The sequence below is a fragment of the Kosakonia sp. genome, from assembly GCF_032052965.1.
Classification (GTDB): Bacteria; Pseudomonadota; Gammaproteobacteria; order Enterobacterales; family Enterobacteriaceae; genus Kosakonia.
The window spans coordinates 54,383-73,685 of sequence record NZ_DAMBVN010000014.1 but is presented as its reverse complement, the minus strand read 5'-3'; the positions used below and the strand labels follow the sequence as shown (position 1 = coordinate 73,685).

24 protein-coding genes are annotated in these 19,303 nt (G+C 53.0%); 13 read left to right on the top strand and 11 right to left on the bottom strand.

The genetic code is table 11. The annotated features are described in order from the left end of the window. The first annotated feature begins 139 nt into the window (after window positions 1-139). Entirely contained in the window at window positions 140-1,111 is a 972-nt protein-coding gene (gene ispB, locus RTX30_RS16375; protein WP_312691230.1) for an octaprenyl diphosphate synthase, read from the top strand. Between the two features lie 213 nt (window positions 1,112-1,324). Then, complete coding sequence (sfsB, locus tag RTX30_RS16370; protein WP_312691229.1) at window positions 1,325-1,600, top strand: DNA-binding transcriptional regulator SfsB; 276 nt, start codon at window positions 1,325-1,327, stop codon at window positions 1,598-1,600. A gap of 94 nt (window positions 1,601-1,694) precedes the next feature. On the opposite strand, the gene RTX30_RS16365 is transcribed toward sfsB, so the two are convergent. From RTX30_RS16365 to mlaF, 8 genes are all read right to left on the bottom strand, one after another. Further along, complete coding sequence (locus RTX30_RS16365; RefSeq protein WP_312691228.1) at window positions 1,695-2,228, bottom strand: SMI1/KNR4 family protein; 534 nt, start codon at window positions 2,226-2,228, stop codon at window positions 1,695-1,697. Between the two features lie 67 nt (window positions 2,229-2,295). Further along, the gene (gene murA / locus RTX30_RS16360; RefSeq protein WP_312691227.1) at window positions 2,296-3,555 is read right to left on the bottom strand and encodes a UDP-N-acetylglucosamine 1-carboxyvinyltransferase; all 1,260 of its coding nucleotides are present in this window, start codon (window positions 3,553-3,555) and stop codon (window positions 2,296-2,298) included. 53 nt (window positions 3,556-3,608) lie between these two features. After that, complete coding sequence (ibaG, locus tag RTX30_RS16355) at window positions 3,609-3,863, bottom strand: BolA family iron metabolism protein IbaG (protein WP_312691226.1); 255 nt, start codon at window positions 3,861-3,863, stop codon at window positions 3,609-3,611. Between the two features lie 126 nt (window positions 3,864-3,989). Further along, a complete protein-coding gene (mlaB, locus tag RTX30_RS16350; RefSeq protein WP_312691225.1) occupies window positions 3,990-4,283 on the bottom strand; it encodes a lipid asymmetry maintenance protein MlaB in 294 nt (97 codons plus the stop codon). Next, the gene (gene mlaC, locus RTX30_RS16345) at window positions 4,280-4,918 is read right to left on the bottom strand and encodes a phospholipid-binding protein MlaC (RefSeq protein ID WP_312691224.1); all 639 of its coding nucleotides are present in this window, start codon (window positions 4,916-4,918) and stop codon (window positions 4,280-4,282) included. Before mlaC ends, mlaB begins: the two co-directional genes overlap by 4 nt. A 16-nt stretch (window positions 4,919-4,934) precedes the next feature. Beyond that, window positions 4,935-5,486 carry an outer membrane lipid asymmetry maintenance protein MlaD gene (gene mlaD / locus RTX30_RS16340; RefSeq protein WP_312691223.1) on the bottom strand — a complete coding sequence of 184 codons (552 nt, stop codon included), beginning with the start codon at window positions 5,484-5,486 and terminating at the stop codon, window positions 4,935-4,937. 4 nt (window positions 5,487-5,490) lie between these two features. Continuing rightward, complete coding sequence (mlaE, locus tag RTX30_RS16335; RefSeq protein WP_312691222.1) at window positions 5,491-6,273, bottom strand: lipid asymmetry maintenance ABC transporter permease subunit MlaE; 783 nt, start codon at window positions 6,271-6,273, stop codon at window positions 5,491-5,493. Window positions 6,274-6,279: 6 nt separating this feature from the next. Next, window positions 6,280-7,092: a phospholipid ABC transporter ATP-binding protein MlaF gene (gene mlaF / locus RTX30_RS16330; RefSeq protein ID WP_312691221.1), complete on the bottom strand. Its 813-nt coding sequence runs from the start codon at window positions 7,090-7,092 to the stop codon at window positions 6,280-6,282. Window positions 7,093-7,320: 228 nt separating this feature from the next. Between mlaF and RTX30_RS16325 the strand changes: the two genes are divergently transcribed. From RTX30_RS16325 to npr, 11 genes are all read left to right on the top strand, one after another. Then, window positions 7,321-8,295, top strand: coding sequence for a calcium/sodium antiporter (locus RTX30_RS16325; protein ID WP_312691220.1), 975 nt, complete (start codon window positions 7,321-7,323; stop codon window positions 8,293-8,295). Between the two features lie 13 nt (window positions 8,296-8,308). Next, window positions 8,309-9,295 (top strand): arabinose-5-phosphate isomerase KdsD, encoded by a 987-nt coding sequence (gene kdsD, locus RTX30_RS16320; RefSeq protein WP_312691219.1) that lies wholly within the window; start codon window positions 8,309-8,311, stop codon window positions 9,293-9,295. Window positions 9,296-9,309: 14 nt separating this feature from the next. After that, window positions 9,310-9,876 carry a 3-deoxy-manno-octulosonate-8-phosphatase KdsC gene (gene kdsC / locus RTX30_RS16315; RefSeq protein ID WP_312691218.1) on the top strand — a complete coding sequence of 189 codons (567 nt, stop codon included), beginning with the start codon at window positions 9,310-9,312 and terminating at the stop codon, window positions 9,874-9,876. Further along, window positions 9,873-10,448 carry an LPS export ABC transporter periplasmic protein LptC gene (gene lptC, locus RTX30_RS16310; protein WP_312691217.1) on the top strand — a complete coding sequence of 192 codons (576 nt, stop codon included), beginning with the start codon at window positions 9,873-9,875 and terminating at the stop codon, window positions 10,446-10,448. The genes kdsC and lptC overlap by 4 nt, the downstream gene beginning before the upstream one ends. Further along, complete coding sequence (gene lptA / locus RTX30_RS16305) at window positions 10,417-10,977, top strand: lipopolysaccharide ABC transporter substrate-binding protein LptA (protein ID WP_312691216.1); 561 nt, start codon at window positions 10,417-10,419, stop codon at window positions 10,975-10,977. The genes lptC and lptA overlap by 32 nt, the downstream gene beginning before the upstream one ends. A 6-nt stretch (window positions 10,978-10,983) precedes the next feature. After that, a complete protein-coding gene (lptB, locus tag RTX30_RS16300; protein WP_263099140.1) occupies window positions 10,984-11,709 on the top strand; it encodes an LPS export ABC transporter ATP-binding protein in 726 nt (241 codons plus the stop codon). A 48-nt stretch (window positions 11,710-11,757) separates the two neighbouring features. After that, window positions 11,758-13,191, top strand: a complete 1,434-nt coding sequence (rpoN, locus tag RTX30_RS16295; RefSeq protein ID WP_312691215.1) for an RNA polymerase factor sigma-54 — start codon at window positions 11,758-11,760, stop codon at window positions 13,189-13,191. 22 nt (window positions 13,192-13,213) lie between these two features. Beyond that, complete coding sequence (gene hpf, locus RTX30_RS16290; RefSeq protein ID WP_061492991.1) at window positions 13,214-13,501, top strand: ribosome hibernation promoting factor; 288 nt, start codon at window positions 13,214-13,216, stop codon at window positions 13,499-13,501. An 80-nt stretch (window positions 13,502-13,581) separates the two neighbouring features. Beyond that, window positions 13,582-14,073: a PTS IIA-like nitrogen regulatory protein PtsN gene (gene ptsN / locus RTX30_RS16285; RefSeq protein WP_312691214.1), complete on the top strand. Its 492-nt coding sequence runs from the start codon at window positions 13,582-13,584 to the stop codon at window positions 14,071-14,073. A 45-nt stretch (window positions 14,074-14,118) separates the two neighbouring features. Beyond that, window positions 14,119-14,973 (top strand): RNase adapter RapZ, encoded by an 855-nt coding sequence (rapZ, locus tag RTX30_RS16280; RefSeq protein WP_312691213.1) that lies wholly within the window; start codon window positions 14,119-14,121, stop codon window positions 14,971-14,973. Continuing rightward, on the top strand, window positions 14,970-15,242 hold the full coding sequence (gene npr, locus RTX30_RS16275; protein ID WP_312691212.1) for a PTS phosphocarrier protein NPr: 273 nt from the start codon (window positions 14,970-14,972) through the stop codon (window positions 15,240-15,242). The genes rapZ and npr overlap by 4 nt, the downstream gene beginning before the upstream one ends. Before the next feature lies 1 nt (window position 15,243). Here npr and mtgA read toward each other — a convergent pair whose 3' ends face one another. The 3 genes from mtgA to arcB all read right to left on the bottom strand — a co-directional run bounded on the left by mtgA (window position 15,244) and on the right by arcB (window position 19,192). Further along, on the bottom strand, window positions 15,244-15,975 hold the full coding sequence (mtgA, locus tag RTX30_RS16270) for a monofunctional biosynthetic peptidoglycan transglycosylase (protein ID WP_312691211.1): 732 nt from the start codon (window positions 15,973-15,975) through the stop codon (window positions 15,244-15,246). Further along, window positions 15,972-16,625: an isoprenoid biosynthesis glyoxalase ElbB gene (gene elbB / locus RTX30_RS16265; protein WP_312691210.1), complete on the bottom strand. Its 654-nt coding sequence runs from the start codon at window positions 16,623-16,625 to the stop codon at window positions 15,972-15,974. The genes mtgA and elbB overlap by 4 nt, the downstream gene beginning before the upstream one ends. 230 nt (window positions 16,626-16,855) lie before the next feature. Then, window positions 16,856-19,192: an aerobic respiration two-component sensor histidine kinase ArcB gene (arcB, locus tag RTX30_RS16260; protein ID WP_312691209.1), complete on the bottom strand. Its 2,337-nt coding sequence runs from the start codon at window positions 19,190-19,192 to the stop codon at window positions 16,856-16,858. Between the last annotated feature and the right edge of the window lie 111 nt (window positions 19,193-19,303).

Sequence of the window (19,303 nt, the reverse complement as noted above, 5' to 3'; positions counted from 1 at the left end):
AAGAAAAAAAACACAACATGTAAGGTAACGTTTATCTGGCGCGTTTTTTCAGTACAATCAGCGATACTATTCTAACCCGTAACCCTTCGTTATCCCATTTTGATATGTGGTAAACAGGACTGAAAGCCCGGCTTTTGCGATGAATTTAGAAAAAATCAATGAGTTAACCGCGCAAGACATGGCGGGTGTGAATGCGACGATCCTGAACCAACTCAACTCGGACGTTCAGTTAATCAACCAGTTGGGTTATTACATCGTTAGCGGCGGCGGAAAACGTATCCGCCCCATGATTGCCGTACTGGCGGCTCGCGCCGTAGGTTATGAAGGCAACTCGCATGTCACTATCGCCGCGTTAATCGAATTTATTCATACAGCTACGCTTCTGCATGATGACGTTGTGGATGAGTCAGATATGCGACGCGGCAAGGCGACGGCCAATGCGGCGTTTGGCAATGCTGCAAGCGTTCTGGTTGGCGATTTCATTTACACCCGCGCCTTCCAGATGATGACCAGCCTGGGCTCGCTGAAAGTGCTGGAAGTGATGTCAGAAGCCGTGAACGTTATTGCAGAAGGCGAAGTACTGCAGTTGATGAACGTCAACGATCCGAACATCACCGAAGAAAATTACATGCGCGTGATCTACAGCAAAACAGCACGTCTGTTTGAAGCGGCGGCACAATGCTCGGGTCTTCTTGCTGGATGCAGCGAAGCGCAGGAGAAAGGGTTGCAGGATTATGGCCGTTATCTTGGCACTGCTTTCCAGCTGATTGACGACTTGCTGGACTACAGTGCTGACGGCGAAACGCTTGGGAAAAATACCGGCGATGATCTCAACGAAGGCAAACCAACCCTGCCTCTGCTGCATGCAATGCACCATGGTAGCCCTGAGCAGTCCTTGATGATCCGCAATGCTATTGAACAAGGTAATGGCCGGCACCTTTTGGAGCCAGTTCTGGAAGCTATGGCCGCGTGCGGCTCACTGGAGTGGACACGTCGTCGTGCGGAAGAAGAGGCGGATAAAGCCATTGCAGCTTTACAGGTTCTGCCGGATACCCCCTGGCGCGAAGCACTGATTGGCCTTGCCCATATCGCAGTTCAGCGCGACCGCTAAGCCGCTTTACTTTCCCGCATATTGTTGCGGGAAAGCTCCAATAAGTTCATATAAAAAATCAAAAAACACCCACAACCTTATACTACGCTCCCTGGCGTAATCCTAAAACGCGCCATCACTACATGAACCTTTTAGAGCATATGCACTTGTATGCGTATAGTAAGTGCCATTACGCAACTTAAGTACAGAGCGTTTTATTCTCAGGGAGGTAGTATGGAAACGAAATTTACCGACTGGCACCAGGCCGATATTATTGCCGGCTTGCGCAAGAAAGGCACATCGCTTGCGGCGGAATCACGCAAGAACGGCCTTAGCTCTTCGACGCTTGCCAATGCATTAACCCGCTCATGGCCTAAAGGGGAATGGATCATCGCCCAGGCACTGGACACCGATCCCTGGGTTATCTGGCCCTCGCGCTATCACGATCCAATCACCCATGAATTTATCGATAAAACAAAGCTGATGAGAAAGAAGCGAACCACGAAGTAAGGCGGTAGCGTATCAAGCAGCAATCCCCCTTGCGTCTCTTCGCAAGGGGCTATACGGGCGGGATCAGAGAACGGTGCGAGCCACAAATGACCGGCTACATATCAAAAGCATCATCATCGACCAGACCACGTATAAAGGCTTCAAAATTATCCGCGAGATGCACGATCTGGTAATCAGATTCCTGATCAATATGCACGACGGCGGGCTCATCTTCCGGTGTCCGGCAATGCCGGTAATCAAGAAAGACCATATCGTGCCCTGCGGAGGGACAGTCGCAAATTGCAATACCAATATCCGGGTAACCCCAGTGCTCGATCCAGAAACGGCTGCCGAAGTCACTGCCAAGCGAGTAACGTTTACTGCCGATGCCAAAAATGCCAGTAATGGCAATATGATCCTCCGCCCAACTGGTCGCCTCACAGGTTGGGAAATTCTGTTTGTGAGGGATGCCGCCATTGTGCTGCTTCATTAACCAGACATACGAAGCCGGCAAACGGTATCCAAGCGCGGTTTCAATCGCAGCCAGTTCCTCGTCGCTAAACGGGGCATTAATATAAGCCTCATGCGCGTATTTGCTATCGTTCCAGAATTCGCTGAGGTCAAAACCGCTAAACGGTGCAGTCGTCATTAGCCTGGCATCCTTTCAGTAAGCCCATAAAAAAGGGAGCTTTAGCTCCCTTTTACGCGGGTAAAACTTATTCGCCCTTAACTCGCTCGATATGAGCCCCGAGGGCGCTGAGCTTGTCTTCAATACGTTCGTAACCACGGTCGATGTGATAAATACGATCGACAAAAGTGGTCCCTTCGGCAATACAGCCCGCCAGTACAAGGCTTGCGGAGGCACGCAGATCGGTTGCCATTACCTGAGCACCGGACAGTTTCTCCACACCGTGACAGATAGCAGTATTACTTTCGATTTCGGCATGAGCCCCCATACGGATCAGCTCAGGAATGTGCATGAAACGGTTTTCGAAGATGGTTTCCGTTATCACGCCGGTCCCTTCAGCCACCAGGTTCAGCAGCGTAAACTGCGCCTGCATGTCTGTCGGGAATCCCGGGTGCGGAGCGGTGCGCACGTTAACGGCTTTCGGACGTTTACCATGCATATCCAGGCTGATCCAGTCATCGCCAACTTCAATGTCAGCCCCTGCATCACGCAGTTTTGCCAGCACAGCATCCAGCGTATCTGGCTGTGCATTACGGCAAACAATCTTACCACCAGAGATCGCCGCCGCCACCAGGAAGGTACCGGTTTCGATACGGTCCGGCAGAACGCGGTACACACCGCCGCCCAGACGCGCCACCCCTTCGATGGTTATACGGTCGGTTCCCATACCGGTGATTTTCGCACCAAGGGTATTAAGGAAGTTCGCCGTATCAACAATTTCCGGCTCACGCGCCGCGTTCTCAATAATTGTGGTGCCTTCAGCCAGCGTGGCCGCAGACATAATGGTAACCGTGGCGCCAACGCTCACTTTATCCATTACGATATGCGCGCCTTTCAGGCGGCCATTAACAGAAGCCTTAACGTAACCCTCTTCGAGGGTGATCTCTGCGCCCAATTGTTCCAGGCCGGTGATGTGGAGATCCACCGGACGCGCGCCAATAGCGCAGCCGCCAGGCAGGGAAACCTGACCCTGACCGAAACGCGCCACCAGCGGACCCAGCGCCCAAATCGAGGCACGCATGGTTTTCACCAGTTCATAGGGTGCGCAGAACACATTGACATTGCTCGCATCGATCCACACGGAACCATTGCGCTCCACCTTGGTGCCCAGCTGACTGAGCAGCTTCATGGTGGTGTCGATATCTTTCAGTTTCGGAACGTTACGAATTTCAACCGGCTCTTCCGCCAGCAATGCGGCAAAAAGGATCGGCAGCGCAGCGTTTTTCGCGCCTGAAATTGTCACCTCGCCCTGGAGGCGCGTCGGCCCCTGTACACGAAACTTATCCATTAATCTGATCTCTGTTAAGAATTCACACGCGCTAAGGAGTATCCCCCCAGCGCTCAAAAGCCGTTAAGTTTGCGATCCCGTGCCCACTCCGCAGGAGTGTATGCTTTGATCGACAGGGCATGAATACGATTATCCGCAATGTATTCCATCAATGGGCCATAAATGGTCTGCTGCTTCTTGACCCGACTCATGCCATCAAAAATTTCACCCACAGCAATAACCTGAAAGTGACTGCCATCGCCAGTGACGTGGGCTTCCTCGAGAGGGAGTGCTTTCATGAGCACTGCCTGAATTTCATGATTTTCCATGGGCGTAAATATCATCTGATAGTGAAAACAGTCACACATCTTAGAGGAAAGTGACGCAGGCTTAAACAAGCAAAAAGCCCCATCAATATAAAGGATGGGGCTTTAGGTAGTAACGTATTGAAAAAGTTAACGGGGCAATACATCCAGGGGCAAATTGTAGAGCGCTGCCAGCGTGGCGACATTCTCGCTCACACCATCAAGCTGCACGCTCAGACCCTGCTTTTTACCCAGCGCCACGAGGTGAACCAGTAGCGCGATGCCTGCCGTGTCGACGCGCGATAATCCGTGCAAATCAATGCAGGTCACCCCTTTCATCGCCTGCACGCGCGCATCCCACAGTGGGTTGAGCACATCCTGATCCAGCTCGCCCAGCAACGTCAATCGTGCTCCATCGCGCGACCAGCTCAACTGAGGGGTCATTGCTTTTTCTCGTCCAGAGTAATTTTCTGGCGGGAAATAGATTGCAGTTGCGCTGTCAGGCCATCAATCCCTTTTGTGCGCAGCAGGTCGCTCCACTCATTCTGCTTGGTGGTGATCATACTTACGCCTTCGGCGATCATGTCGTATGCCTGCCAGTTGCCGCTCTGGGTATTTTTACGCCACTGGAAGTCGAGACGTACCGGCGGGCGACCATTAGGATCAATGATAGTGACGCGGATCGGCACGATCGTGGCATCGCCAAGCGGTTGTTCCGGCGCAATCTGGTAAGTCTGACCGTGGTACATTGCCAGTGCCTGGCCGTAAGCCTGCTTCAGGTATTCACGGAAAGCGGCAAAATAGGCTTCACGCTGTGCAGGGGTAGCATCTTTGTAGTAACGCCCCAGGACCAGTGCACCAGCGTATTTCACCTGTACATATGGCAACAATTCCTGATCAACCACATCGCGCAGGTAATCGGGATTGGCGCGAATCTTGGGTTGTTCGCTTTTCAGGCGATCGAATGTTTTCTGCGCTGCTTCTTTCATGGCTGCGTAAGGGTTGCTTTGGTCGGCGGCAACGGCCGCGCCCAGCGGTGCAACTACCAGCAGGGCAACCATTAATAAACGTTTGAACATGCGTCGCTTCTCCTCGTTATTTCGTCTGACCTGCAGACGGTGCGGCTTGAGTATTTGCTTCGCTTTGCGCCGCCGCATCGCCTGAATTCTTATTGTCGCTGCCTTTACTGTTGTAAAGGAATTGTCCTATCAGATCCTCAAGCACCATGGCGGATTTTGTATCCTGAATGGTGCTGCCTTCTTTAAGCATAGAAGTTCCCAGCTCAGGGTCATCAAACCCGACATTTAATGCCAGGTATTGCTCGCCAAGCAGACCAGACGTGCGAATCGCAAGCGAACTGGTATCGGGTATTTGGTTGTAGCGCTCTTCAATATCCAGCGCCACACGCGGCAAATAGGTTTTAGGATCGAGGGTAATATCCGCCACACGGCCAATCACTACCCCGCCGATACGTACTGGCGAATGGGCTTTCAGACCACCAATATTGTCGAACGTGGCGTAGACACGGTAAGTGGGCTCGGTACGCATTGAGGCGACATCTGCCGCTTTCAGGCAGATAAACAGTGCAGCCAGCAGCGCCAGCAACAGAAAAACGCCTACCCAAATTTCACTTTTTTTCGTTTGCATGAACTCAATTCCCAAACATCAATGCGGTGAGCACAAAATCAAGGCCAAGGACGGCCAGCGAGGAGTGCACAACGGTACGTGTTGTCGCACGGCTGATCCCGGCGGACGTCGGGATCGCGTCATAACCGTTAAACAGCGCAATCCAGGTCACGGTGATGGCAAACACCACACTTTTGACCAGACAGTTGACCAGATCCATACGCCAGTCAACGGCGTTTTGCATCGCAGTCCAGAAGAAGCCGGTATCAATGCCTTTCCAGTTAACGCCCACCAGGGAACCGCCCCAAATACCAACGGCCACAAAGATGATCGTCAGCAGCGGCAGCGAGATAACCCCGGCCCAAAAGCGCGGAGAAATCACGCGACGCAGCGGGTCTACCGCCATCATTTCAAGGCTTGAAAGCTGCTCTGTTGCGCGCATCAAACCGATTTCGGCGGTCAACGCCGATCCGGCGCGCCCGGCAAACAGCAGTGCGGCGACAACGGGTCCTAACTCACGCAACAGCGACAGGGCCACCAGCATGCCAAGGCTTGTTTCCGCGCTGTATGTGGTCAACACCAGGTACCCTTGCAGGCCCAGCACCATGCCAATGAACACGCCGGAGACAATAATGATGAGCATCGACAATACGCCGACATTATAGAGTTGGCGTACCAGCAACGGCGCATGCTTGCGGAACTCGGGCTTACCGACCACCGCGTTGAAGAGCATCAAACCGGCGCGCCCGAACGTCGCGATCGTTTTGATCCCGCGATGCCCAAGCGATGCCAGTGCATTTAACAGCATGAGTACTTAACTCCCTGTTTCTAATAAATCGAGCTGATAGTCGCCGGCAGGATAACGGAATGGAACCGGTCCGTCGGCAATACCATCAAGAAACTGACGTACCCGGGGATCGCTATTCTCCTGCAATCCTTGCGCACTGCCATGGGCTACGATCTTTCTGTCCGCCACAATGTAGGCATAATCGGCGATGCTCAGCACTTCCGGTACATCGTGGGAAACAACGATACATGTGACGCCTAATGCGCTATTGAGTTCCGAAATCAGTTTCACCAGCACACCCATGGTGATCGGATCCTGACCGACAAACGGCTCATCGAACATAATCAGGTCCGGCTCCAGCGCAATCGAGCGGGCCAGTGCCGCACGGCGCGCCATGCCGCCGGAAAGCTCAGAAGGCATCAATTTTGCCGCGCCGCGCAGCCCCACCGCTTCCAGCTTCATCATGACGGTGGTGTGCAACAGCGACTCAGATAACTGCGTATGTTCGCGCAAGGGATAAGCAACATTGTCAAACACGTTCATATCGGTAAACAGAGCGCCAGACTGAAACAGCATGCTCATTCTTTTACGCACGGTGAACAGGCGCGAACGGGTCATCTCCGGCACATTTTCGCCATCGAACAGAATTTCGCCGCTATCCGGCGGGATCTGCCCGCCAATAAGGCGCAGCAACGTTGTTTTACCGATCCCCGACGGCCCCATAATGGCGGTGATTTTACCGCGCGGCACCGTGAGTGAAATATTGTCAAAGATGGGGCGGCTGCCACGGGAGAAGCTGACGCCACGAACATCGACCAAATTCGCCACATTCTGGCTCATTGACTTTTCCTTATAAGCCTTACCGGGTGTAAGCATGACGCCGGATAACACTACAAACACAACATTTTTACAGAATATTACCCGCAGAGGTTAGCGAAAGCTGGCATTTGTTTTACTTTTGAGCCGCATAAAGTCAAAATTAGGAATCATTACGCTACGCGGAACACCCGGTATCCTCCGGCATGGCAGCCTGCGAACCGGCGATTATACCTGAAGAAAGGACGTTAGATGCTTTTAGCGACGGCGCTATTGATAATTGGTTTACTCTTGGTGGTCTACAGCGCCGATCGTCTGGTTTTTGCCGCCTCCATCTTCTGCCGGGCACTCGGCATTCCGCCATTAATTATCGGGATGACGGTGGTCAGCATCGGGACGTCCCTGCCAGAAATTATCACCTCTGTCGCCGCATCGCTTCACGGCCAACTGGATTTGGCTATCGGTACCGCTATCGGCTCCAACATCACGAATATTCTGCTGATTCTCGGTGTTGCCGCTCTGCTTCACCCTTTTACCGTGCATTCCGATATTCTGCGCCGTGAATTGCCACTAACCTTAGTTGCCAGCCTGCTGGCGGGCGCCGTGCTGTATGATGGGGAACTCAGCCGCTTCGACGGCATTATTTTACTGATATTAGCTGTGCTATGGCTGGTGTTCATTGTTAAAATCGCCCGCCTGGCCGAACGACAGGGTAACGACAGCCTGACCCGCGAGCAACTCGCCGAATTACCGCGAGAAGGAAGTCTCTCGGTAGCCTGCCTGTGGCTTGGCGTAGCATTAATTATTATGCCGATGGCAACACGCATGGTGGTGGATAACGCCACCGTGGTGGCGAACTATTTTGACATCAGCGAACTCACCATTGGTCTGACGGTCATCGCCATCGGTACCGGGTTGCCGGAGCTGGCAACAGCCATCGCCGGCGCGCGTAAAGGTGAGGATGATATCGCCATTGGCAATATTATCGGCTCAAACATTTTTAACATCGCCATTGTGCTGGGCCTGCCTGCGCTGATTGCGCCGGGCAGTTTCAACCCAATGGCCTTCACGCGTGATTACGGCGTGATGTTGCTGGTCAGCGCCATTTTTGCCCTTATTTGCTGGAAGCGTAAGCAAATCACCCGGGGCGTAGGCGCGCTATTGTTCAGCGGGTTTATCGTATGGCTGGCGCTGCTTTACTGGCTGTCGCCGCTTTTGACTGGATAATCGGATACGCATTATGTCGCAGAGAGATTTGCAGCCGGGTTTTGACTTTCAACAGGCAGGAAAAGAGGTCCTGGAGATTGAACGTGAAGGCCTCGCTGAGCTGGATCAATACATCAATGAGGCGTTCGCACAGGCGTGCGAGAAGATGTTCTATTGCGCAGGTAAAGTGGTCGTCATGGGCATGGGCAAATCCGGCCACATTGGCAGAAAAATGGCCGCCACTTTTGCCAGTACCGGCACGTCTTCTTTCTTCGTGCATCCCGGAGAAGCCGCGCACGGTGATTTGGGCATGGTCAGCCCACAGGATGTGGTTATTGCGCTGTCGAACTCCGGCGAATCGAATGAGATCCTTGCGCTGATCCCGGTACTGAAACGACTGAAAGTCTTCTTGATCTGCATGACCAGCCGCCCGGAAAGCAGCATGGCGCGCGCGGCGGATATCCATCTCTGCGTAAAAGTGCCAAAAGAGGCCTGCCCTCTGGGTCTGGCACCGACATCCAGTACCACAGCAGCGCTGGTGATGGGCGATGCGCTGGCTGTCGCCTTGCTGAAAGCCCGCGGCTTTACTGCCGAAGATTTTGCGCTGTCGCATCCTGGCGGCGCGCTGGGTCGGAAGCTACTGCTGCGGGTCAACGATATTATGCATACTGGCGACGAGATCCCGCATGTGAGCAAAAGCGCCAGCCTGCGCGATGCCCTGCTGGAAATTACGCGCAAAAATCTCGGCATGACGGTGATTTGCGACGACCTCATGAAGATTGAAGGCATTTTTACCGATGGTGACTTGCGCCGCGTGTTCGATATGGGCGGCGACGTACGCAACTTAGGTATTGCAGATGTGATGACGATGGGAGGTGTTCGCGTACGTCCGAACACGCTGGCCGTCGATGCCCTTAACCTGATGCAATCCCGGCATATTACCTCCGTTATGGTTGCCGATGGCGACCAGTTGCTGGGTGTGTTACATATGCATGATCTGCTGCGCGCAGGCGTAGTGTAAAGAAGGACACGAGAATGAGTAACGCTGACGCGTCGCTTGCAACCTGCTACGGGCCGGTAAGCGCGGAAGTCATGGCAAAAGCCCGTAACGTCCGGCTGTTAATCCTGGATGTCGACGGTGTGTTGTCCGATGGGCTCATTTATATGGGCAACAACGGCGAAGAATTAAAAGCGTTTAACGTCCGTGACGGCTACGGCATCCGTAGCGCGCTCACCTCCGGCATTGAGATCGCCATTATTACCGGACGAAAAGCTAAACTGGTAGAAGATCGTTGCGAGACACTTGGCATCACACACCTGTATCAGGGACAATCCGATAAGCTGCTGGCTTATCGTGAATTATTGACGAAGCTGGATCTGGCGCCGGATCAGGTCGCTTATATTGGTGATGACCTGATCGACTGGCCTGTGATGGCAGAAATAGGTTTAAGCGTCGCCGTGGCGGATGCGCACCCGTTACTCGTCCCGCGTGCAGACTATGTCACCCGTATTAACGGCGGGCGCGGCGCTGTTCGGGAAGTCTGTGATTTGTTGCTGCTGGCGCAGGGCAAGCTGGATGAGGCCAAAGGGCAATCAATATGAGTAAAACCAGACGTTGGGTCATCATTCTGCTGTCGCTGGCGGTACTGGTGCTAATTGGTATCAACCTGACGACTCAGGATGCACCAGAGCCGGTTGCGACTAACAGTAACGAGCCGACTTATAAGAGCCAGCATACCGACTCAGTGGCCTACAGCCCGGAAGGGGCGCTGAACTACCGCTTGATCGCGCAAAATGTAGAATATTTTTCCGCTGAGGGTGTGAGCTGGTTCGCTCAGCCGCTACTGACCACCTTTGATAAGGATAAGGTCCCGACCTGGTCAATCAAGGCGGATAAAGCAAAGCTGACCGATAACAGAATGCTTTATCTTTACGGACATGTTGAGGTCAACGCCCTGACAGCGGACGCACAGTTACGAAAAATCACCACGGATAACGCCCAGATCAACCTGGTAACGCAGGATGTTACCTCCGATGATCAGGTCACGTTGTACGGTACAACATTTAATTCCACCGGCCTGAAAATGCGCGGCAATTTACGCAGCAAAAACGCCGAGCTGATTGAAAAGGTTAAAAGCTCCTATGAAATCCAAAACAAACAAACTCAGCCTTAATCTTATCCTGGCCAGTACGCTTTTTGCCGCTGCGCTTCCGGCGCTTGCCGTCACGGGTGACACCGAGCAGCCGATCCATATCGACTCCGATCAGCAGTCACTGGATATGCAAGGCAACATTGTGACGTTCACTGGCAATGTTGTGGTCACACAAGGGACAATCAAAATTAATGCCGATAAAGTCGTGGTTACCCGCCCGGGCGGTGAGCAGGGCAAAGAGATCATCGATGGCTATGGCAACCCGGCCACCTTCTACCAGATGCAGGATAACGGTAAACCCGTAAAAGGCCACGCCTCGCAGATGCATTACGAACTGGCTAACGACTTCGTGGTGTTAACTGGCAATGCTTACCTCGAACAACTGGATAGCAATATCAAGGGTGACAAAATCACCTATCTGGTCAAAGAGCAGAAAATGCAGGCATTCAGTGAGAAAGGTAAACGCGTAACTACCGTACTGGTGCCTTCGCAGTTGCAGGATAAAAACGGCAACAAAACCCCGGCTCCGGCGCAAAAAAAGAGTAACTAATTCGTTATGGCAACCTTAACTGCAAAGAATCTCGCCAAGGCTTATAAAGGCCGTCGTGTTGTTGAAGATGTCAGCCTGACGGTGAACTCTGGCGAAATCGTCGGCCTTCTCGGTCCTAACGGCGCAGGGAAAACCACCACCTTTTATATGGTTGTGGGTATCGTGCCGCGTGACGCCGGTAATATCATCATTGATGACGAAGACATTAGCTTGCTGCCGCTGCATGCACGCGCGCGTCGCGGTATTGGTTATTTACCGCAGGAAGCGTCAATTTTTCGCCGTTTGAGCGTCTACGACAACCTGATGGCAGTGCTGCAAATACGTGACGATTTGACGGCCGAGCAGCGTGACGATCGCGCTAAAGAGCTGATGGAAGAGTTCCATATTGAGCACCTGCGCGACAGCATGGGCCAGGCGCTGTCCGGCGGCGAACGTCGACGCGTGGAAATTGCCCGCGCGCTGGCGGCGAATCCCAAATTCATTTTACTTGATGAGCCGTTTGCCGGCGTTGACCCCATTTCGGTTATTGATATTAAGCGCATCATCGAACACCTGCGTGACAGCGGGTTGGGTGTCCTGATCACCGACCATAATGTCCGCGAAACGCTGGCAGTATGCGAACGTGCTTACATCGTCAGCCAGGGGCATTTAATTGCGCATGGAACACCGCAGCAAATCCTTGAAGACGAACACGTTAAGCGCGTATATCTTGGGGAAGACTTCAGACTCTGATAGGGTAGAGTTTATTGACGTATTTTGTCGGAGAGTGCTGCTCTGAATATGAAGCAAGGTTTGCAACTTAGGCTCAGCCAACAGCTGGCCATGACGCCACAACTGCAACAGGCTATCCGTCTATTGCAGTTGTCCACGTTGGAACTTCAGCAGGAACTTCAGCAAGCGCTGGAGAGTAATCCATTGCTGGAACAAACCGATCTTCATGAAGAAGTGGATACCCAACAAAGCCAGGATAACGAAGGACTGGATAGCGTCGATGCTCTCGAACAAAAAGAGATGCCTGACGAACTGCCGCTGGATGCGAGCTGGGATGAGATCTACACCGCGGGTACCCCATCCGGTAGCAGTAACGATTACGTTGATGACGAACTGCCGATTTATCAGGGTGAAACCACGCAGTCCCTGCAAGACTACCTTATGTGGCAGGTGGAACTGACGCCGTTTTCCGATACCGATCGCGCTATCGCGACCTCCATTGTTGATGCCGTTGACGACACCGGTTATCTGACCGTGTCGCTGGAAGATATCCTGGAAAGCATGGGCAACGAAGAGGTCGGGCTGGATGAAGTCGAAGCCGTGCTGAAACGTATCCAACGCTTTGACCCTGTCGGTGTTGCGGCACGGGATCTGCGCGATTGCTTGCTGATCCAACTCTCTCAGTTTGCTAAAGACACCCCGTGGTGTGAAGAGGCCCGGCTTATCATTAGCGAACATCTCGATCTGCTTGCTAATCACGATTTCCGCTCGCTGATGCGCGTAACGCGACTGAAAGAAGATGTGCTGAAGGAAGCCGTCAATCTGATCCAGTCGCTGGATCCTCGTCCGGGCCAGTCAATCCAGACCGGGGAACCGGAATATGTTATTCCGGATGTGCTGGTGCGTAAGCACAATGGTCGCTGGGCAGTCGAACTGAACACCGACAGCATTCCGCGTCTGCAAATTAACCAGCATTATGCCTCCATGTGCGGCGGTGTGCGTAACGACGCCGATAGCCAGTTTATCCGCAGTAATCTGCAGGAAGCGAAATGGCTGATTAAAAGCCTGGAAAGCCGTAACGATACACTGCTGCGCGTTAGCCGCTGTATTGTTGAACAGCAACAGGCTTTCTTTGAGCAAGGCGAAGAGTTTATGAAACCGATGGTGCTGGCGGATATCGCGCAGGCCGTCGAAATGCATGAATCCACGATTTCTCGTGTGACAACCCAGAAGTACCTTCATAGTCCACGCGGCATTTTTGAACTTAAATATTTCTTCTCCAGTCACGTAAGCACCGAAGGCGGTGGCGAAGCCTCGTCGACGGCGATTCGCGCACTGGTGAAGAAGTTAATCGCCGCAGAAAACCCTGCGAAACCACTGAGTGACAGTAAGCTGACCACCCTCCTTTCCGATCAGGGAATCATGGTGGCGCGGCGTACCGTTGCAAAGTATCGAGAGTCTTTATCCATTCCGCCGTCTAACCAGCGCAAACAACTGGTTTGACCAAACCGATAAGGAAGACACTATGCAGCTTAACATCACAGGACAGAACGTCGAGATCACTGATGCACTTCGCGATTTTGTAAACAGCAAATTCGCTAAACTTGAACAGTATTTCGACAGGATTAATCAGGTCTATATTGTGTTGAAAGTGGAGAAAGTGACTCACACTTCGGATGCGACGCTCCATGTAAATGGAGGGGAGCTTCATGCCAGTGCGGAAGGGCAGGATATGTATGCTGCAATCGACGGTTTAATTGATAAACTGGCGAGGCAGCTCACGAAGCATAAAGATAAACTGAAACAACACTAATTGTCCGGGCGTCCGTTTGGCGCGTTGCACCCTGCCGCAACCCGGCAGGGTGTCTGCACTGGCGTCGCTTAGGTGAAATTATGATGAACAACGATTCCGCTCTTCAGTTGAGCAATGTCCTTAACCAGGAATGTACCCGTAGCGGCGTTCACTGTCAGAGCAAAAAACGCGCTCTGGAAATCATCAGTGAGCTGGCGGCAAAACAGTTGGGCCTGCCGCCGCAGGTCGTTTTCGAAGCGATTCTGACACGTGAGAAAATGGGCAGTACCGGTATTGGTAACGGTATCGCCATTCCTCACGGTAAGCTCGAAGAAGACACGCTTCGCGCCGTTGGCGTTTTTGTACAACTCGAGACGCCCATTGCTTTCGACGCTATCGATAATCAGCCTGTCGATCTGCTCTTTGCGTTACTGGTGCCGGCAGATCAAACCAAAACGCATTTGCATACACTCTCGCTGGTCGCCAAACGCCTGGCGGATAAAACTATCTGCCGACGCTTACGCAGCGCGCAAAGTGATGAAGAACTGTATCAGATCATCACGCAAACAGAAGGCGACAGTGACGATGCGTAACGGACAGACTGCTTTTTTATCCGTCGCTTTGAGGAGAGATGATCCATGGTCCTGATGATCGTAAGTGGTCGTTCGGGTTCAGGCAAATCAGTGGCGCTCCGCGCCCTGGAAGATATGGGTTTTTATTGCGTCGATAACCTCCCGGTCGTTCTGCTGCCGGATCTGGCACGCACGCTTGCCGATCGCCAGACATCAGCCGCTGTCAGTATTGATGTGCGCAATATGCCGGAATCTCCGGAAATATTCGAACAGGCGATGAATAATCTGCCGGACTCGTTTTCCCCGCAACTGCTGTTTCTGGACGCCGATCGCAACACGCTGATTCGCCGCTATAGCGACACCCGCCGTCTTCACCCGCTCTCCAGTAAAAATCTGTCGCTGGAAAGCGCAATAGACGAAGAGAGCAACCTGCTCGAGCCGCTGCGCTCCCGGGCAGATTTGATCGTCGATACCTCAGAAATGTCGGTGCACGAGCTGGCAGAAATGCTGCGCACGCGCCTGCTGGGCAAACGCGAGCGTGAGCTGACAATGGTGTTTGAATCCTTCGGCTTCAAACATGGCATTCCGATCGATGCCGATTACGTTTTTGACGTACGCTTCCTGCCTAACCCACACTGGGACCCCAAACTGCGCCCCATGACCGGTCTCGATAAACCTGTCGCAGCGTTCCTTGACCGGCACACCGAAGTGCATAACTTTATTTACCAGACCCGTAGCTATCTTGAACTGTGGCTACCGATGCTGGAAACCAACAACCGCAGTTATCTGACCGTGGCTATCGGCTGTACCGGCGGTAAACACCGCTCTGTCTACGTCGCCGAACAGCTGGCGGATTATTTCCGTTCACGCGGTAAAAACGTTCAGTCCCGTCACCGTACGCTGGAAAAACGCAAAACATGACCGTAAAACAGACCGTTGAGATAACCAATAAGCTGGGTATGCATGCTCGCCCGGCGATGAAACTGTTTGAACTGGTACAGGGCTTTGATGCCGAGGTCCTGTTACGCAACGACGAAGGAACCGAAGCGGAAGCCAGCAGCGTGATTGCTTTGCTGATGCTGGACTCCGCCAAAGGACGGCAGATAGAGATTGAAGCCAACGGTCCACAGGAAGTCGAAGCGCTGGCTGCAGTGATCGCGCTGTTTAACGCCGGTTTTGACGAAGACTGAATTAATGTAGCGCGTTACGCTGCAAAAACTCGTCGCCGCCGAGCTGGCGCATCTGCCGCATAATCCAGGCCTGTCGGCTGCGTACATAGCCCGAAGGCGCGCCTGCATTAAACCGTATCGGGTTAGGTAATACAGCGGCCAGTAGCGCCGCCTCCGAAGCGGAAAGCCGGCTTGCAGGTTTATGGAAGTAGCGTTGTGCTGCCTCTTCCACGCCAAAAATCCCCTCGCCGAACTCCGCAATGTTCAAATACACGGTGAGGATCCGCCGCTTACTCCAGACGGTCTCCATAACCAGCGTCAGCCCGGCCTCCAGTCCCTTGCGCACCCAGCTTTTTCCATCCCACAGAAGCAGGTTCTTCACCGTCTGCTGAGAGAGCGTCGATGCACCGCGGATCCGGTTTTCATGTCGTTCATTATGGGAAAGCGCCTTTTGGATCGCCGGTAGATCCAGCCCCCAATGATCGGGAAATCGTTGATCTTCCGCAGCAATCACCGCCAGCGCCATTGCCGGGGAAATGTCATCCATACTGACCCAGTCAGAATGCGCCACATAGCCGAAATCACCGCTTAACCATGCCCCCAATTGCCGTTCTGCCATCACAGCGGAAAAAGGCACCGGCAGGAAACTGAAAAGCACAATGCTGCCGCCCCAGAAGACGGCCAGCACCAACAAAACCCGCAGCAACAATCGTTTGAACAAGGCTTTCAGCGGGCCGCGAAACATTCCTTTCATTCGGCCAGCACCAGTACTCGCGAAACCAGTTTTTCAATGCCCGTCGCCGCCTGGGCAATGTCCTCCGCCAGCATGTACGCCGGGGTGGTCACCACTTTGTTCTCTTCGTCGATCACAATGTCATCCACCGGGCATGGCACATGCTCCGCGCCCATCGCTTCCACAAGCTCTGCGGTATCGATATCGGTACCAATGGTCAACCGCAGCGGGAAATCGAAAATCTTCGGCAACATCGCAGGGGCAATACACATAAAACCCAGCGGTTTACCGGCCTGATGCATCGCCAGCACCAGCTGTTTGAGGGTGCTATCCACTACGCACTCGCTACCGTGGCTGGCAAAATTGCTCAGGTTTTTCGCCGCGCCAAACCCGCCAGGAACGATCAGCGCATCCAGATCGTTTGCTGATGCCTGCGTCAGATCCTGCACAGCGCCACGCGCAATACGGGCGGATTCGATCAGGACATTACGGCTCTCCGCCAGCGCGTCACCCGTCAGGTGATTGACCACATCATTCTGGATTTTATCAGGGGCGAAGCACACTGCTTGCGCACCGTTGCGGGCAAGCGCCAGCAGTGTGATCACAGCTTCGTGGATTTCTGAGCCGTCATAGACACCTGCGCCACTGAGAATAACGCCCACTTTTTTCATTTTGCTCATCCCTTACGCAACTTACTGTCGATAATTAAAAATTTTGATAACAGCGCCGTGCTTCACACATTTCACCGATTGATGTAACAAACCATTTAAGATTTGCTATCTTATGTGCGTGCGGTCCAGTTTTTTAGACTGCGCCCTTGCAAAAAAATCAAAAAAATTACGGCGCAGCCACGATTTCCCTGGTGTTGGCGCAGTATTCGCGCACCCCGGTTAATCCGGGGTCATTTTTTTCCGGCGTCTGCCACCCAGGCTTTCAGTACCGCCACATCGTTGCGCCACTCCAGTTTCATCTCTTCGACCCATTCGCCAACATTATCCCACCATGCGGGAAGATCAGGCGACTGGATCTGCTGGCCCAGTTGCTGCAAATGACGTAAACCGACCGATCCGGCTGCGCCTTTAATTTTGTGCCCCTCTTCCACGATCCCTTTCTGATCGCGCGCGGTAAGATTGGACTCCAGCACACTCAGATACCCCGGCATCATTTTCTCAAACACCGCCAGTCCGTCGGTGATCAGTTTCGGACCGACCAGCTCGAGATACTGCTCAAGCATGGCAACATCCAGCAGTGTCTGTACTTTGCTGTGGTCTGTGGTTGTCATTTGCACATCCTCCTCATCGCCTGCATCCCAGAACTTTTTAATCATGGCAGTTAATGCCGGGACTGCCAGCGGTTTGCTCAATACATCATCCATACCTGCATCCAGATACTCCTGCTTGTCTTTCAGCACGTTAGCGGTGAGAGCAACCAGTGGCGGCAAATCTTCTCGCGTATAACGGCTGGTCAGTGCCCGCGAAATATCCAACCCGGTCATGTCCGGCAACTGGATATCCAACAGCAGCAGGTCGTATTCACCAGGTGTAAACATCTCCAGCGCAGCGGTTCCGGTCATTGCTACATCCACACTGCAACCAAGTTTTTCCAGCACAGAACGTGCAACAATAACGTTCAGTTCAATGTCTTCGACCAGCAACACATGCAACGCCGGTAGCGGCATATCGTCACCAGCAAATGCGTCTTCGACTTCCTCGGCCACTGCAGGCGCATTGACGGTTAAGGTAAACACAGAGCCAGCGCCAGGCTCACTGCTAACGGTAATGTCGCCGCCCATACTTTTTGCCAGACGTCGCGATACCGCCAGACCAATGCCTGTCCCGGTGGCCGGTTTCCCACCGTGGCTATCTTTGACCTGATAGTACATGGCGAAAATCTTGTCCTGCTCGTCGCGCGGAATACCGATCCCGGAGTCCTGCACTTCAAAGTGCAGCATATCGCCGGCAGCGTAACGCACACGTACGGTAACCTGCCCTTCGCGGGTGAATTTGACGGCATTACTGATAAGATTCCACAGAATTTGCCGCAACCGGGTACCGTCCGTAATGACCTGATGCGGCAACGGCAGCGTTGGCTCCAGTACAAAGCGCAGCCCTTTCTGGTGTGCCTGCAATCCCGACAGGTTTTCCAGATCCGCCAGGAAGCCGGTAAAGTCGATAGGCTGGTTATCCAGCTGCACTTTACGGCGCTCCATTTTATCCATGTCTATAATATCGTTGAAAATATTCCCCAGCGTCACCGCAGAAACATGGATCGTTTTTAGGTACTTTTCCTGCTCTTCTGTCAGTTCTGTATCAAGCAGAATGCGGCTTAAACCGACAATGCCGTTAAGCGGTGTGCGTAATTCGTGGCTGATAGTTGAGATAAAGGTGGTTTTGTCCCGGCTGGCGCGCTCCAGCGCATCCTGGTAACGTTTACGCTCGGTAATATCACGGCCAAAGCCCATTAGCCCGTGGCGTTTACCCACCCGGTCGTAATAAGGCACTTTGCGGATTTCAAAACAGGCTTTGCGTCCGTCCGGATAGTCGAGCCACTGCTCGTAAGTCAGCGAGACGTTATGGCGGAAAACTTTTTCATCGGTTTCGTTCACCTTCTCCGCTGCCTCCGGCGCATAAACATCCTGCGGCTTGAGGTTGATCAGTTGCTTCTCGCTTTTGCCTGTCAGCAGCTCCATCGCCCGGTTACAGCCGGAAAATTCTTTGTCTTCATTACGATAGAACACAAGATCGGGTGATGCATCAAGGAATGAGCGCAGGAAGGAAGATTGTTGTTCAAGCTGGATCTGCGTTTGCGCGCGCTCCTGCATCTCAATTTTCAGCTGTTCAAACGTGGCCTGGCGCTCAGCTTCGGCTTTTTCGCGGTCGCTGATCACCTGATTAAGCTGGGTAATGTTGTCTTTCAATTGCACATTGAGTTTCAGATCGCGGTTACGCATCTCTTCGAGTTTATCAACCAGCCGCGATAAGCGCTGGCGCGACTCTTCAAGTTGCTCAACCACCACCGACAGGAAATAAACCGCCCAGGGCGTGATCAGCAGACCAAAAAAGATGGAGCGGATAACATCGATGCTCTCGACCCGGCCCTGCAACACCATGGTCACGGCCATTTGCACCACTATCGCGGTTACCACCAGCGCCAGCGCCAATAAGATGGAAAAACGCACCAGACCCAACTTCATCATCAGGTCGACATAATATTGCGCCAGTAAACGGATTTGCTTCATAGAGATCCCCTCGAACAATTCCGTCAATAATACTCAATTATGAGCAAGGGGTTGAAGCTTGTGCGAAAAATGCAGTGATGATGTGCATTATGGTCATAAAAAGGCCGTGCT